Annotated in this window: 13 protein-coding genes and 2 tRNA genes; 3 read left to right on the top strand and 12 right to left on the bottom strand. The window is 63.9% G+C overall.

The genetic code is table 11. The annotated features are described in order from the left end of the window. Positions 1–41 precede the first annotated feature (41 nt). Positions 42–1,157: a THUMP domain-containing class I SAM-dependent RNA methyltransferase gene (locus tag G473_RS0117825; RefSeq protein WP_029014218.1), complete on the bottom strand. Its 1,116-nt coding sequence runs from the start codon at positions 1,155–1,157 to the stop codon at positions 42–44. A 251-nt stretch (positions 1,158–1,408) separates the two neighbouring features. On the opposite strand from G473_RS0117825, the gene G473_RS0117820 reads away from it, so the two are divergent. Further along, positions 1,409–1,484: transfer RNA gene (locus tag G473_RS0117820), tRNA-Glu, on the top strand. Between the two features lie 202 nt (positions 1,485–1,686). Here G473_RS0117820 and folE read toward each other — a convergent pair. Next, positions 1,687–2,313 (bottom strand): GTP cyclohydrolase I FolE, encoded by a 627-nt coding sequence (gene folE / locus G473_RS0117815; RefSeq protein ID WP_029014217.1) that lies wholly within the window; start codon positions 2,311–2,313, stop codon positions 1,687–1,689. 231 nt (positions 2,314–2,544) lie between these two features. Next, complete coding sequence (gene apaG, locus G473_RS0117810; protein ID WP_029014216.1) at positions 2,545–2,937, bottom strand: Co2+/Mg2+ efflux protein ApaG; 393 nt, start codon at positions 2,935–2,937, stop codon at positions 2,545–2,547. 416 nt (positions 2,938–3,353) lie between these two features. Here apaG and G473_RS27610 point away from each other — a divergent pair, with 416 nt between their 5' ends. Together G473_RS27610 and G473_RS0117800 are read left to right on the top strand one after the other, a co-directional pair. After that, complete coding sequence (locus G473_RS27610; protein WP_084438269.1) at positions 3,354–4,034, top strand: GNAT family N-acetyltransferase; 681 nt, start codon at positions 3,354–3,356, stop codon at positions 4,032–4,034. A gap of 90 nt (positions 4,035–4,124) precedes the next feature. Further along, positions 4,125–4,198: transfer RNA gene (locus G473_RS0117800), tRNA-Gly, on the top strand. Between the two features lie 97 nt (positions 4,199–4,295). Here G473_RS0117800 and G473_RS0117795 read toward each other — a convergent pair. The 9 genes from G473_RS0117795 to G473_RS0117755 form a co-directional block, all read right to left on the bottom strand. Continuing rightward, positions 4,296–5,591 carry a replication-associated recombination protein A gene (locus G473_RS0117795; protein WP_154667454.1) on the bottom strand — a complete coding sequence of 432 codons (1,296 nt, stop codon included), beginning with the start codon at positions 5,589–5,591 and terminating at the stop codon, positions 4,296–4,298. A gap of 90 nt (positions 5,592–5,681) precedes the next feature. Beyond that, a complete protein-coding gene (locus G473_RS30895) occupies positions 5,682–8,870 on the bottom strand; it encodes a tetratricopeptide repeat protein (RefSeq protein WP_051330402.1) in 3,189 nt (1,062 codons plus the stop codon). Beyond that, complete coding sequence (locus G473_RS0117785) at positions 8,867–9,568, bottom strand: OmpA/MotB family protein (protein WP_084438267.1); 702 nt, start codon at positions 9,566–9,568, stop codon at positions 8,867–8,869. Before G473_RS0117785 ends, G473_RS30895 begins: the two co-directional genes overlap by 4 nt. Next, on the bottom strand, positions 9,565–10,296 hold the full coding sequence (locus tag G473_RS27600) for a flagellar motor protein MotB (protein WP_051330401.1): 732 nt from the start codon (positions 10,294–10,296) through the stop codon (positions 9,565–9,567). Before G473_RS27600 ends, G473_RS0117785 begins: the two co-directional genes overlap by 4 nt. A gap of 26 nt (positions 10,297–10,322) precedes the next feature. Next, a complete protein-coding gene (locus G473_RS0117775) occupies positions 10,323–10,967 on the bottom strand; it encodes a protein phosphatase CheZ (RefSeq protein WP_029014213.1) in 645 nt (214 codons plus the stop codon). Between the two features lie 95 nt (positions 10,968–11,062). Continuing rightward, positions 11,063–11,821, bottom strand: a complete 759-nt coding sequence (locus G473_RS27595) for a MotE family protein (protein ID WP_154667453.1) — start codon at positions 11,819–11,821, stop codon at positions 11,063–11,065. A 146-nt stretch (positions 11,822–11,967) separates the two neighbouring features. Next, on the bottom strand, positions 11,968–12,492 hold the full coding sequence (locus G473_RS27590; RefSeq protein ID WP_035707644.1) for a DUF6468 domain-containing protein: 525 nt from the start codon (positions 12,490–12,492) through the stop codon (positions 11,968–11,970). Continuing rightward, on the bottom strand, positions 12,489–13,574 hold the full coding sequence (fliM, locus tag G473_RS0117760) for a flagellar motor switch protein FliM (protein WP_029014212.1): 1,086 nt from the start codon (positions 13,572–13,574) through the stop codon (positions 12,489–12,491). The genes G473_RS27590 and fliM overlap by 4 nt, the downstream gene beginning before the upstream one ends. Positions 13,575–13,595: 21 nt before the next feature. Next, complete coding sequence (locus G473_RS0117755) at positions 13,596–14,138, bottom strand: flagellar basal body-associated FliL family protein (RefSeq protein ID WP_029014211.1); 543 nt, start codon at positions 14,136–14,138, stop codon at positions 13,596–13,598. Between the last annotated feature and the right edge of the window lie 6 nt (positions 14,139–14,144).

Below are 14,144 nucleotides of genomic sequence, written 5' to 3'. Positions count from 1 at the left end.
AGGGCACTCTGGCGGCGGTTTTCTTTTGGTGCGTCGGGCTTTTAGCCCAGAGGATTTGTCCGGTACAGCGCCACCTTGATGCCGCCATGCAGCACGGGGCCTGATACGGGCAGGAATGGCAGTTCAGTAACCCGGGCCAAGGCCGGCTCATTGGTGATGATGCCCACCCGCCAGCCTTTAAACCGGGTCAGCAGTACCTTGCCCAAGGCACCATAGAGACCGTAAAGCTGCTTGGTATCGCCGATACGGCCACCATAAGGCGGGTTGACGATGACAAGGCCCGGCGGGCCTTCCGGCGGGGTCAGATCGCTGATGGCGTGATGGCGGAAATCCGTCCAGCCCGCGACACCGGCGCGCTCGGCATTCTCGCCACTCATCTTCACGGCACCGGCATCGCGGTCGCTGCCATAAAAGCGCACATCCGGAACGATGCTGCGGGCGTGGTCCCGAAGGGCATGCCAGGCGGCGGCATCGAAGCCGGCCAGTTTTTCAAAGGCAAAGGAACGCGCGCGGCCGGGATGCAGCCCGGCCGCCATTTCCGCTGCCTCAATCACAAAGGTGCCAGACCCGCACATCGGGTCGACCACCGGTTCCTTACCCTCATATCCGCATTGGCGCAGGAACAGGGAGGCCAGCGTCTCCCGCATCGGCGCCTTGTTGACCGCTTCCTTATGACCGCGCTTGTGCAGGGACTCGCCGGACGTATCAATGCTGAAGGTGCAGAGATCATCATCGATCCGCGCCTTGACCACCAGTTCCGCGTCTTCCGTAACCGGCGCGCCCAATTCCTCTGTAATGGCACGGGCGATGCGCTGGGCGGCGGCACCGGCGTGATAGATCTTGGAGTTGGTGCAGGAGGCATCCACCCGCACCGGCACGTCGGGGCGCAGAAAATCCGCCCAGGGGAATTTACGCGCCCGCTTGTCGAGCTGTGCCAGATGTAGTGCCCGGAAGGAGCCGATCCGGGCCAGCACCCGCGTGGCACCACGCAGCATCAGGTTGGCCCGCCAGACCTGCCGCCAGTCGCCTCTGGTGACAACGCCCCCCTTCACCGGCTTGGGCTGGGGGAAGCCCGCCGCCTTCATCTCCGCACAGAGCACGGATTCCAGGCCGGGGGTGGTGACCACGAAGATCTCGAAGGCGTCGTTCTTTTCCATGGTCGGTTCATATCCCGGCGCCGGGTAGCAGACGAGGGATTTCTTGCCATGGCACCCCCTCCCCCCATTCACAGCCGCCCGGGCGGAAGAGACAGAAAGCCCATCACCCGGCAAACAGGAGAGCCCTTCAAGCCCCTCCGGCCATGCTAATGAACCTCAAAGAAGGATTTTTCATCAATCAGCAATTTCTGTGAATTTTGTGCTTGCCAGCCCCCGTCCATTCCATTACATACCCGCCCCACACCGGCCTCGTCCCCATCGTCTAGAGGCCTAGGACACCAGCCTTTCACGTTGGTAACACGGGTTCGAATCCCGTTGGGGACGCCACCGCCGCTTAGCGCAGGCAGTGATTTTACGGTGACTTCCACATAAATACGGCCTTGTATGGAACCTGCCGCAGCGCAGGGTTTTCCATTTTCGGCCATGACTAGATGCACCGTCCGCGCCATCAATGACTGGCCAGCTGCGCTTCTATATGCATTCCTCCATGACCCATTGCGGACAGGCCATGGAGGAAATCCGGATTGCGTCAGCCTTCCATGGAACTGGCGGGATTGCCAATCATGGCCAGAAACTCCCGCCGGGTTTTCGGGTCCTCGCGGAAAGCGCCCAACATACGGCTGGTGACCATGGTGACACCCGGCTTGTGGATGCCGCGCGTTGTCATGCACTGGTGCGTCGCCTCGATCACCACGGCCACGCCCAAAGGCTCCAGCACCTCTTCAATCGTATTCGCAATCTGGGAGGTCATTTTCTCCTGGATCTGCAGGCGCTTGGCATAGACCTCGACCACGCGCGCCAGCTTGGAGATACCCACCACCCGGTTACGCGGCAGATAGGCGACATGCGCCTTGCCGATGATCGGCACCATATGATGTTCGCAATAGCTTTCCAGACGGATGCCTTTCAGCACCACCATCTCATCATAGCCATCGGTTTCTTCAAAAGTGCGGGCCAGCAACTCCACCGGATCAACGGCATAGCCGGCATAGAATTCTTCATAGGATCGGACCACACGGTCCGGCGTGCCGACCAGGCCTTCCCGATCGGGGTCATCCCCCGCCCAACGGATCAGGGTCCGCACGGCGGCTTCCGCTTCGGCCTTGGTCGGGCGGGTCAAGGGAGCATCCCGGTGACCCTGAACGGCGCCGGGAATGACCTTGTCTGCTGTGTCCTTATATGCGGCCACGGGTAAGCCCTCCTTGACTGATTCCAAACTGTTCTTTGCCCGACACGCGGGGTCGGGGTTTACGATCCGATGAATTCGGTACTACCCAACTAGGCCAGCCGCCACCGGTTTCAAGCGAAAGCCCAGCGGGGTGCAAGCAAGGCAGCCCCGCTTTTGTTTCTGTATCTGAACGATTGCCGGCACAGGAGAAAAAGCCCGTCAGTTCAGGCGCCTGACCACGTCGGGCGCATCCAGGGAAAAAGCCGGGATCGCAATGTCGAACCGCTCCCCTTCCAGGGTGGTCATTCCATAGCTGCCAACCATGATGCCGGACGGTGTTGGCAAGGGCGTACCGCTGGTATAGCGGAACTGTTCGCCCGGTCGCAGCACGGGCTGTTCACCCACCACCCCCGGTCCCCGCACTTCCTGCTGGCGCCCCAGTGCATCGGTAATGTGCCAGTAGCGGGTCAGCAACTGTACCGTCTCACTGCCCTGATTCTCGATCAGGATATGGTAGGCCCAGACATGGCGCCCTTGATCGGCCTGGGATTGGTCGGGCAGATATTCCGGCTGTACGGTAACCTGGATGTTGCGGGTGATCTGACGATACAAGGCTTTACTCCCATTCCGGCCGCCGACCAGGCCAAACCGGACAGGGGCGCCGAACTGCTGCCGAAATACATCATGGCTCTAGCATGGAAAACCCCGTTTTCCGCGCCAGAGCGGGCGATCATAGCGCCCGTCAGACGCTCGACCAAGCATGAGACGACCGCCTTCCGGATTTGGACATGAAAACGCCACTTGCGTCCTGGCGGCAATCGCTTCATATAGCGATCAGGTTCAACTGCCGATGAGTTGCGCAATGCTGCGCCCCATCTCCCTGCGACGACGAAAGATCTCGTGCCTGCCTCACGGCTGGCCGGTCTATTTGCTCGGGGCCTGATGGCGCATTGCGCACCAGGGGGCCCCGGCCACGATGCTTCTGCGCATCGCCCCCTTTATAAAATCTGCCGGGACACCCCAATTACATGAACATCACCGTTGAGCTGCCGGCGCACGCCGGTGCCATCGAACAGCTTCTCGACACCTCCTTCGGCCCCAAGCGGCACACCAAGACCGTTTACCGGCTGCGCAAGAATGTGGCCCCGGTGGCCGATCTGTGCTTTGTCGCGACGGATACGGATGTTGACGGCAACGAGAAACTCGTCGGAACCATCCGCTATTGGCCCATCATGCTGGGCGGCACGGTGCCGGCCTTGCTGCTGGGGCCCATCGCCATTGATCCCGAACATCGGTCTGGTGGCCTTGGCGGCAAGATGATCCGGCATTCCCTGGCACGCGCGGCGGAACTGGGGCACCGGATCGTGATCCTGGTGGGCGATGCACCTTATTATGTGCGCTTCGGCTTCTCCCGGGAAAAGACGCTGGCCCTGTCCCTGCCCGGTCCGGTTGATCCGGCGCGGTTCCTGGGACTGGAACTGGTGGATGGCGCCCTGGACGGCGTGACCGGCACGGTCGGCCGCGCCACCACCCGGTCGCGGACCAGCAATGGTTCCAGCCGCACCCTGCCCGCACGCAAGCCCGCAGCGGTGACCCAGCTTGTCACCACCGCCACCAATGGCGGGATAAGCGAGACTGAGATGGAGCCGACCGCCCTGGCCCCCTCCCCCACACCAATGGTGTCTCGACGTCGTCGCGCCAGTCGATAAGGCCGGCGCGACACCGGGGAAAGAATATAGGGGACGGGGCGAATAAGGCCTTGAAACCCCACCCGGAACCTTCTATAAGCCCTTCCCGACGCGGGTGTAGCTCAATGGTAGAGCAGAAGCTTCCCAAGCTTACGACGAGGGTTCGATTCCCTTCACCCGCTCCATGATCCTGCTGCAAGCAGGTTGAAGCCGTTCAGCCCTTCAGGTTGAGACGGCTTTTTTATTTTCTGGCACCCAAGTACCAGGACCGAGGGGGGATGCTCAGTCGCCCCCCTTCTCCGCCCGCAACCGTGCCCAGTAATCCAGGCGTTTGCGTACATCGCGCTCGAACCCTCGTTCGACCGGACGGTAAAATTCGCGGCGGGGCATTTCTTCCGGGAAGTAATTCTGCCCGCTGAAACCTTCCGCCGTGTCATGGTCGTAATTATAGCCCTTGCCGTAACCCAACTGCTTCATCAGCTTGGTCGGCGCATTCAGTATATGTTTAGGCGGTGACAGGCTGCCGGTTTCCTTGGCGGCACGCACTGCTTCCTTATAGGCCGTATAGGCGGCGTTGGATTTGGGCGCGGTGCCCAGATAGATCACCAGTTGAGCGATAGCCAGTTCGCCCTCCGGGCTGCCCAGCCTTTCATAAGCCTCCCATGCCGCCGTTGCCTGGGTCAGGGCTGCCGGGTCGGCCATGCCGATATCCTCTACCGCGAAGCGGGTGAGGCGGCGGGCGATATAGCGCGGGTCTTCCCCGCCGGCCAGCATGCGGGCGTACCAGTAAAGCGCGGCATCCGTGTCCGACCCGCGCAGCGATTTATGCAGGGCGGAGATCAGGTTGTAATGGCCTTCCTGCGCCTTGTCATAAAGCGGCATCCGCCGCTGCACGGCACTGGCAAGGCCATTGGTGTCCAGCATCGTGCCCGCCGGCAGGGCGAACAGTTCCTCACACAGGTTCAGACAATAACGGCCGTCACCATCGGCCAGCGCCTTCACCGCGTTGCGGGCATCGCCATCGACCGGCAGGGGGCGCCCCTCCTCCGCCTCTGCACGTTGCAGCAATTGCTCCAACGCCCCATCGTCCAGGCGGTTCAATACGAACACCTGGGCGCGGGACAGCAAGGCGGCATTCAATTCAAAAGATGGATTCTCTGTCGTCGCGCCCACCAGGGTAACGGTCCCATCCTCAACATAGGGCAGGAAACCGTCTTGCTGGGAGCGGTTGAACCGATGGATCTCATCGATGAACAGCAGCGTCCCCTGCCCACCGGTACGGCGCGCGCGCGCAGCCTCAAAAACTTTGCGCAGATCTGCCACGCCGGAGAAAATGGCCGACAAAGGCTCAAAATGCAGATCGGTCGTCTGGGCCAGCAGCCGGGCCAGCGTGGTCTTGCCGCAGCCAGGCGGCCCCCAGAGGATCATGGAGGAAAGCCGCCGCGCGGCGATCATCCGGCCAATGGGTGCGCCCTCGCGCAGCAGATGATCCTGGCCCACCACCTCGGCCAGCTTCTGGGGCCGCAACCGGTCGGCCAGGGGCCGGGGTGCGGCGGCATCGAACAATCCTGCGGCCACATTATCCCCGCTGATGATCCCGTTCCGTTCCTGCCTTTAGATAGTCGTTCCAAACCGGAAAGGAAACGGTGAAGCGTATAACCAGACCGATCAGGAGGGAGGCTGCGTTGCCGGTGCCGGGCTGGCCGCGGTCGCCGGGTCCGCCGCCGGGGCTGGGGCCGCTGTTTCCTGCTGCTTGGCGCGGTAAGTATCCAGAAAGCTGCGGAACAGGTCGATTTCCGTGATACGTGACCGGATGGTGGCGGCGTCGGCCAGCCCCGCCGAGGCTTCCGGCCGGGTCAGCACCTGGAAGGCGGTGGCATCCGGCCCCTGGTCCATGGCGGTGCCATAATCGCGGCGCAGCGCATCCAGCCCCGCATTATCCTGCGCCAGGGACAAAGCAACCGCGCGGTTAACGACCAGTTTGGACTGGGCCGGATCAATCGCCGTGCCCGCCGCCGGCGGCGGGGTAATCAAATCACCCAGGGCGGCAGCGGCGGCGGCCCATTGCCGGTCCCGCATGGCGATATCCACCCGCAGCAGGTTGGCATTGCGTGACCGGTCATCGGTCAGCAGGGCCACCGCTTCGCCCCCCTTGCCCGCCTGCGACAGGGCGCGGGCGCGCAGCAGGCGCCGCTCCTCCACCAGATCGGCGGGCATTTCCTCCATCTGGGTGCGATCAAGGGCGGCCAGCGCCTCTGCCGGCTTGCTGTCCAGCAGCCGGATGCCGGCCAGCCGCGTCCCGACCCTGGCCTTGTCCAGCCCCGTCAGGCGATATTGCACCTGATGGTCCAGCAGCTCCGCCGCGCGGTCCAGCAGGTCAATCTCCACCATCCGTTCCGCCAGCTTCTGGATGATGCGGTCACCATCAGGACCGGGCGGGGTCAGTTCCCGATATTGTTCATACAGCGCCAGCGCATCCAAGGCCGGCATCTTCGCCGCCCCGTCCTTGGCGAACAGATCGGTGAAGGTGCGGGTCATGTCCGCAGCAATCTCCTTGGCGTCCGGCGTATCCGGAAACAGGGCGATGGTACGGCGCATCGTGTCGAAGGCTTGGGGATAATTGCCAGCCAGGGCATGCACCTCCCCGATACGGCGCAGATTGGACAGTTCCAGCGCATCGCCGATCCAGGCGAAGCGCATCTCCTCCATCCGCTTTGCGGCTTCCTTGGCGTCGATCTTGCCGGCGGCCAGCGACGTATCGATGAAGTCGCGCTTGGCCCGCATGGCGTAAAGCCGGTCACGACTGCCCATCGCTTTTTCAAACTGGGCCAGCGCCTTGTCATTATCGCCTTCGGCGCGGAATATCTTGCCGCGATAATAATCCAGCGCCGGGCCCAATTGGCCTTCGGCAACACCGCGTTTGACGGCGCGATCCAGGATGGCGGCTGCGGCCTTGGGCTGGTTCTGTTCCAGCGCAGTATTGGCGGCCGCCAGCGACAATTCTGAAAAATATGGGTCCGGATAATTTGCCAGCGCTTCCTTGCGGGCTTCGAACAATGCCTGAGCAGCGGCATAATCCTGCTTGCCCCCCAGGGCAGCGGCCCGCCACAGGTCGGTATCCGCCTCCCCCGCCAGACCTGGATTGCCCAGATCGGCCAGGGCGCCATCATAATCCCGGGTCAGGGCGCGGGCGATGCCGCGCACGGCCAGAAACTCTGGCCGGCGATCCACATCGGGCTGCACCTCCTGCACCCGGTCCAGCATGCCCTGCGCCTCATAAGCCAGACCATTGGCGATATAGAAGCGGGCAAGTCCCAGCCGGCCCCGATTACGCTCGGCCTCCGGCAACTGCACAAGCTGGTCCCATTTGGCCTGCCGCGCCTTGATATAATCCGCAGCAGGCACCTGTCCCCACCGCTTGAAATCATAGAGACGATCCACCTCTTTCTTGGGCGGAGGCGGCGGCGCCACGGATAAAATATCGGCGGCGGAGGATAATTGCAGCCCGCCAGGGGCTGTGATTTCCACCCCTTCACGCACCGGCTGAACGCTCAACCCATCATCAAGCGGGCGGACCACAAGCCCTTGCAGCGTGGGCAGGAGTTGCGCCTGGGCGAAACGCTGGGACAGGGCGACATGGGGGCCGGGCTGGGACAGCGGCACAACCGACAAAGTATCGCCGACCACCGGATCTTTGAAGGAAAGGACTGATCCGGCATCCGGCATCGCCACCACCAGACGCGGCCCCAGGGCAAAGTCGAGATCGGGGGTCGCGATCAGGCCAGTGGGGCGCGTGTCAGCACCGGGCAAGTCGGTGACACGGTTGAAATCGACATGCCATGCCGTGCCATCACGGCGAACAGCGGCGCGCATCAAGGCCGGCATCGGCAGGCGGAAGCCTCCAGCCTCAGGCACGGTCACCGGTTCAATCGTGGAGCCCAGCCACGGTACAGCGGCGGGCGCTGGTGCCGTCTCCGGCGGGACGGGGCGGTCAAACAGGATATAGAGCCATCCCGCCCGCTCGAACACGGCAGCGGCGGTACCAGCCTTGGGATCGAACGGAATGCTCATGGCACCCGCCTGCTCCGCCGGTGGCAACGCGGGCGAGGACACGGGTACGGGCGTGGCGGGTGCGGCCGCCGGCACAGATGTCTTGTTTTGTCCGGCTGGGGCCGGTGCCGGGGTCGGGCTGGCAGGGGTCGGCGCCGGCGCGGCGCCGGCAGCCGCCGGTTCACCAGGGGCAGGCGCAGCACCACCGCGAAGCTCGAACAGCGGCGCCCCTTCCTTGGTACGACGCGGATCAGCCGGAACCGGTTTAGCTGCCGTCTGAGCCGGCTTTTCCGGGGAGGCGGCTGGCTTCGCCGGATCAGGCGTCAGCCGGGTCGGGGCCTGCGTGGCGGTCGGCGCGGGTTTGGGCGCCTGCGTGGGCTCAGGCGCAGGGGCAGGTGGTTTGGCAGCAGGCGCCTTGTCCAGCACATCAATCACCACCCGCGTGCCAGCCCGCATATCCTTGATGCCGGCGCCGGCCGGGATGCGGAAGCGCACCAGGAGGGCACCGTCGACCCGTTCCTGGCTGAGGCCGGTGATGCGGGGTGGCGGGGTGCGCACCACCCGCGCCAGATCCGCCTCTGCCGCCACCGGAAAACGGATCGTCACCTGATCGCCATCCTGCTGCACGCTGTAGGGCGTGTTGCGAGGCCAATCAAACACCAGCCGGCTGTAAGTGGGATGGGTGCCACTGCGCACGCCCACCTTTTCCGCCGCCGGGCCAGGGGTCGCCGCCGGCTGGGCCTGCACAGGGGATACCAGCAGCGTGGAGGCCATCAGCAGGGCGCAGAGGGAGGAAAGCCGGCTCATGCCCCGCCCCCATGGTCACGGACCACCAGTTCAACCCGGCGGGCCCGCGCATTGTCGGCAGCACCGGCGGAAAGCCCGTCGCCATGGCCCCGTACAGTGATATCGCGCAGATATCCGGCATCCCGCAGGGCCTGGGCCACCGCCTGGGCGCGGGCCAGCGACAATTCCCAGTTGGAAGGCCAGCGGCTGCCGGCCGGCGTGGAATCGGCATGGCCAACCACGTCCAGGGCGTTGCCGATATTGGCGGCGACACCCCCCATGACGAACATGGCTTGGCGTCCTGCCGGCGAAAGGGTGGCATCACCGGGGGCAAACAGAAGCTCTGATGGCAGGGCCAGCACCAACCCCTGTTCCCGTTTTTCAATCGTGACTGATGCCAGTTCCGGGTTATCCGCCAGCAGATTTTCAAAGATGCGGCCCAGATAGCCCAGATCGGCCGCCCGTCCCCGGTCCAGCGCCGTTGCCGTCAGGGCGGCGCCAGCCGGCTGCACGCCACCGCCCACATCACTCATCCCCGGTGTTCCTGCCACCAGGGCCTGATAACGGGCCGGGTCCGGCTCCGACATGGCGTAGAGCATGACGAAAAAGGTCAGCATCAGGCAGATCAGGTCGGTGAAGGTCACCATCCAGGCCCGCCCGGCCTCCGTCGCAGTGGCCGGCAACAGGCGGGGCAGACTGGAAAGAGAGCGCCGCATCATTGCCCAACCCCCACCGGTGTGACCGGCGATGGCAGGGTGAACAGGAACCGCACCTGTCCCGCCGCAGTTCCCCGCTCCAGCCCCACCGACAGGGGGGCCGGCGGCACGCCATTGGCCACAAGCGCCCGTGCCATCGCACCGGCGCGGGCAACCAGGGGGGCGCTGTCCGCTACATCTTGCGTGGCAAACAGGATTTCAGCCTGGATCTGCACTCCTTGCGGTCGGGGCGCCAGCGTTGCCGCCACCCGGTCCATCAAAGCAATGCGATCTGGGCGGATGGCCAGCGTGTCCCCCACAAACAGATCAGAAGCCGGCAGGATGACGGCCAATGTCGTGCCGTCCGCCCCGGCATCCACCTTCGCCAAGGCCAGTTGGGTGCGCACCAGATCACCGAGATCGCGCAGCGAAGCCGCTGCGGCCTGCTGGCCCGCCTCTTCACCCCCGGCACCGCCCCGCCCGGTCAGGGGCATGGCAAATGCCTGATCCACGCTGCGTATGACGGCACCAACCTTATCCTGATGAAAATGGGAAATGGCGTTCAGCAGGATGAAAAAGGCCAGCATCAGCATGAAAAGGCCGAGATAGGCGTAAAGTGGCGCGCCGCCGCCCTGCCCTGCACTCGCACCCCCCCCCGGCACGCCAGCGCCAAACGGCAGCGTCATCTCCCGGTCAGGGGAAAACCTGTCGGAAGCAGGGCCGGTGGGCGTTGGCAGGTCGGTGGGCGACATTCATCCTCGGGTCGGGTTGCGGGCGATCAGTCGAACAGGGAATCAATGAAGGCCTGATCGATACCAGCCCCCGGCATGGAGGGGCCGTTCAACAGCTTGGTATCGGCGGCAACCTCAGCAACCGGCGTTTCCGCCGTCACGGGGTGGCGGCGCTGCACTTCCTCGCCCATGGCGACCAGCAGCACTTCCACCTTCTGCTCAATATGTTTCAGCGCCCGCACCACCTTGCTGATACGCTGGCCGGTAATGTCCTGGAAATTACAGGCTTCATAGATGCCCGTGGTGATGTCCATCAGCTTGGTGGACACTTCCGCCGGCACATCGCCCGCCAGCCCCATCATCTGGTCGCAAGCGTCCATGATGCGGTTGGTCGCATCTTCCGTCGCGCCGACAACCGCGTCCAATTCATCCGTCGCCAGGGGGATATGTTCAGAATGGATGTCCGCCGGCTGGATCGCCGCGATTTCCTTCTTGGCATTGTTGATGAAGCGGGCCAGCCCCTCCAGCTCCGAATAGACCTGAAGATGGTGCTGGGACAGTTCCCCACCCAGGGAGCCGACAACGGATGTGACGATGCCGGCCACCTCCTCACGCGACAGCGGCTGGCGGGCCTCTGCGCGGGCGACCTCCAGACGTTCCTTCAGAGCGGGATCAACGGCGGTGCGAAGCATCTGAACACCTTCACAGCAAGAAGAAGAGAGGCGGACAAGGGTGATAACAGGCAACTAAAAAGATGGAATAAAAGGCTCCACCGGTCTTCATACAATCATTCCGGTACGGTGGGCAGCCTCTTCCGCTCAGCAAGCAAAATGGTAACTTCCTGCGCGCGTGCAGAATCCATCGCTGCCAGCACGGGCGCAGCCTTGCTTTCCTTCATCCGGCTGATGACGTTCAGCAGAACCTTGTTTTCCAGCGCATTAAAGATCTTCGCGGCGTCCGCCGGCTTCATCGTCTCGTAAATCTTCACCAGACTATCAAGCTGCGCCTGCTGTTCGGCATTCACGGTCGTCAGCAGGCCCTGGATTTCCTTTTTCAGATCCTGCAACTCGGCGATCTTCTGGTCGAAACGAGCCTCTGCCGCCGCCAGCATCGCTTCCCGCTGATCCAGTTCGCGGGCGCGCTGGTCAATCTGTTCGCGGCGCTCCTGCAACCGCTGCAACAATTCAAGCTGCGTCGGGCTGAAAGTCTGGGCCGGCGCACCGGAAGGCTGCGACGAGGCGGGCGCGGTGGCCGCCCCTTCTGCGGGCGGCGTTCCCTCAGGGGCGGCGGCTGGTGGCTGGGCATGCGGGGCGGCCGCCGGCGTTGCGGCCGGCGCCGGTTTATCCGCCTGCGCAACCTGCTGTGGCGGCACGGGCAAAGCGTCCGGCCGTTCCGGCAAGCCGACGGGCTCCGCCTGCTGGGCAATGGATGAAGGCACCAGATTGAAGGCCGCACCCGTCGAAAGGCTGACCCAGATATCGCCAACCTTCACCCCCACCAGCAGGCCGGCGGCGCAAATCACGGCTGGCAAAAGACCGGGGCGCAACAAGGCTCGCCGGGGCTTCCGGGGGGCGGGACCGGGGGGACGTTTTCCAGCCTTGCCGGGCGCTGCTTTACGGGGAGCGGAAGCTGCCCGTGCAGGTGCGGCACCGGGCCGGGGCGCCTGACCGGCAGCCAGGGGCGGCTTGGTGTTCATGGACGCAGATTCTCCAGCGCCTGAAGCAATTCCTTCTCCGCGCGCGATCTGGGTTCAGCCCCGGTGGCGGGGGATGCCGGCACCGGTTGGGACCGGGCCGCCGGCGCGGCAGCGGCCTGGGATAGGGCCGGGCCGCGCGGCGGTGCGCTCAAGGCCGGCGCGGGCGCCGTCGAGGTTGGCATCACCGTCTGGCGCGCCTTGCCCGATGCCGCTTCCAGCCGGTTGGCCAGATCGTCGGCGGCATGGACAATCAGTTCCATCTCGTCCTTCAAGGTACGGGCACGGGTGATAAGCGCGCTCAGCGCCTCACCGGATTCCGTTGCCGCCTTGCGCATGCCCTTGACGGAACTGTCGGCCTGGGCCGTCGCTTCCGCGAAACCCTTGATCAGTTCTTCCAGTTCCGCCCGGCTTTCCTTAACGGCGGAAAGCTGGCGGTTCAACCGCACGGCATAGATGATGGTGGCAACCAGCAGGCCGATAACGGCCAGGTCCAGCACCAGGGAAAGCAGGCCGGGGATCATTGCTGCGACTCCGGTTTGGGCGACTCACGATCGATCCGCACGGCGATATTGCCCCCCTTGCGGCCCATCCGGCCCAGGAACATCGGCACATCCCCGCATCGCAGCTCAATCGTTTCCTCCGGCGCGACGTTCAGCAGCACGCGGCTGCCGACCCGCCAGGACAGCACCTCGTTCAGCGGCAACACAATTTCATCCAGTACAGCCGAGAGGTGAACATCCGTTTGCCAAAGCTCCGACGCCAGGTGGGTTTCCCAGATGCTATCACGGCCAAATTTCTCACCCATGAACATCTGGAGCAGCAGTTCGCGCACCGGCTCCAGCGTGGCATAGGGGATCAGCAGTTCCAGACGACCGCCGCGATCTTCCATATCAATGCGCAGCTTCACCAGCACGGCGGCATTGGCCTGCCGGGCGATGGTGGCGAAACGGGGATTCGTTTCCAGCCGGTCGAAACGGAAGGTGACGGGCGACAGCGGGTCGAATGCGGCGGACAGGTCCGACAGGACCACATGGACCATGCGCTCCACCAGATTGCGTTCAATCGTGGTGTAAGGCCGGCCTTCAATACGCATCGCCGCCGTGCCGCGCCGCCCGCCCAGCAGCACGTCCACGATGGAATAGATCAGGGCTGAGTCGATCACCATCAGCCCGTAATTGTCCCACTCCTCCGCCTTGAACACGGCCAGCATGGCCGGCAGCGGGATGGAGTTCAGGTAATCGCCGAAACGGACGGAGCTGATCTGGTCCAGCGACACTTCAACGTTATCGGACGTGAAGTTACGCAAGGATGTGGACATCATGCGGACAAGGCGGTCAAAGACCACCTCCAGCATGGGCAGGCGTTCGTAATTGACCAGCGCCGAGTTCACCAGCGCCATGACGCCGGTATTGTCGCCGTCGCCGGAACCGTCCTTGTCGAAGCCCAGCAGGCTGTCGATTTCGTCCTGGTTCAGCACCCGGGTGGCGCCACCGCCCCCGCCGCCGCCCATATCACCGAAGGCGTCGCCGGCAGCCTCATCCGCCATGGCCGCCCATTCGGCGGCCATCCGTTCTTCTTCGCTCAGTTCCTCAGGCCCGGCCATGCTTCATCCCCGCTACCGGTCTCACTGCTGGACCAGGAATTCTTTGATCAGCACATCCTTGACCTTGATCGGGGCCGTCGCCGTATTCACCCGCAGCAACAGTTCCTCCCGCAGCCGGTACATGCCGGCCGAGCCGCGCAGGTCATCCACCCGCAGCTCACGCAGATAGACCTGGAAAGCGTCGGTGATGCGCGGCATCGCCACATCCAGCGGCGCCATTTCTTCCGGCCGCGACACTTCAAGGGTGATGCCCAGCTTCAGCAGGGTGGCGCGCCGTTCCCCGGTATTCAGGTTCACCAGGATATCCGGCATGTCCTTGAACAAGGGGGGGCCGTTATAAGGCGGCAAGGCAGGCTCATGCTTTTCCTCGACATGCTCCTCCTCCCCCTCATGCTTCTTGCCCAGAAGCCCATCCAGCATGCCGGTGAAAAAGGCCGCGGCACCCCCCGCGACGATCAGCAGAATCGGCAGCACGATGAACAGAACGATTTTCTTGCCGCTCAACTTCTTGCGCGGCTGTTCATGTTCCGTCGACCCACCGCCATCGGTTTCCATGGCAGTCATCGTGTG

Source organism: Niveispirillum irakense DSM 11586, from assembly GCF_000429645.1.
GTDB lineage: Bacteria > Pseudomonadota > Alphaproteobacteria > Azospirillales > Azospirillaceae > Niveispirillum > Niveispirillum irakense.
This window is presented reverse-complemented; position numbering and strand designations above follow the sequence as displayed.

Coding starts and splice junctions, on each gene's coding strand:
- G473_RS27600 (WP_051330401.1), bottom strand. CDS start 10,296: ATGTCGCCCACCGACCTGCCAACGCCCACCGGCCCTGCTTCCGACAGG.
- fliM (WP_029014212.1), bottom strand. CDS start 13,574: ATGGCCGGGCCTGAGGAACTGAGCGAAGAAGAACGGATGGCCGCCGAA.
- G473_RS27610 (WP_084438269.1), top strand. CDS start 3,354: ATGAACATCACCGTTGAGCTGCCGGCGCACGCCGGTGCCATCGAACAG.
- G473_RS0117755 (WP_029014211.1), bottom strand. CDS start 14,138: ATGACTGCCATGGAAACCGATGGCGGTGGGTCGACGGAACATGAACAG.
- G473_RS0117825 (WP_029014218.1), bottom strand. CDS start 1,157: ATGGAAAAGAACGACGCCTTCGAGATCTTCGTGGTCACCACCCCCGGC.
- G473_RS30895 (WP_051330402.1), bottom strand. CDS start 8,870: ATGAGCCGGCTTTCCTCCCTCTGCGCCCTGCTGATGGCCTCCACGCTG.
- G473_RS27590 (WP_035707644.1), bottom strand. CDS start 12,492: ATGATCCCCGGCCTGCTTTCCCTGGTGCTGGACCTGGCCGTTATCGGC.
- G473_RS0117785 (WP_084438267.1), bottom strand. CDS start 9,568: ATGATGCGGCGCTCTCTTTCCAGTCTGCCCCGCCTGTTGCCGGCCACT.
- G473_RS0117775 (WP_029014213.1), bottom strand. CDS start 10,967: ATGCTTCGCACCGCCGTTGATCCCGCTCTGAAGGAACGTCTGGAGGTC.